The organism is Gluconobacter sp. P1D12_c (genome assembly GCF_018812105.1).
GTDB lineage: Bacteria > Pseudomonadota > Alphaproteobacteria > Acetobacterales > Acetobacteraceae > Gluconobacter > Gluconobacter oxydans_A.
The window spans coordinates 1-370 of record NZ_JACSIQ010000812.1; the positions used below are offsets into that span (position 1 = coordinate 1).

Genomic DNA, 370 nt, shown 5'->3' on the forward strand with positions numbered 1-370 from the left:
AAATGCCGACCGATCGAAGGTTCGGTAGCCATAACGCTTCATCAGGTGGGCCAGATGGGATCGACGGGTTTCGTCACGACGTCCGTAATGGGACCAGAGCCCAGGGGACAGGTCGAGCTGCCGCGCAACAAATGACAGAATGGGAGCCGGTGGTGTTTCACCAGATTCCAGCACCCGTCCCGGCCAGCGCATGTAGAGCATGACCATCGTGAAACCCAATCGGGAGGTTTCTCCGCGGCGGGTTGCGATCAGATCGAAGTCATCCTGGCTGAGTGTAAAATGTCTCGTGATCTCGCGATCATCGACAGAAGGCTCGTAATGTCGGGCGAGAGCTTCACGGGTCAGAAGACGGCGCCGCGCCATGATCGGA

At 58.4% G+C, this 370-nt stretch carries 1 protein-coding gene; it reads right to left on the bottom strand.

Annotated features, from left to right (window positions below; translation table 11 throughout):
• Positions 1 to 363, bottom strand: a 363-nt coding sequence (locus tag KP705_RS19320; protein ID WP_215765483.1) for a DUF4158 domain-containing protein, incomplete at its 3' end; no start/stop codon positions are given.
• Positions 364 to 370: the final 7 nt, after the last annotated feature.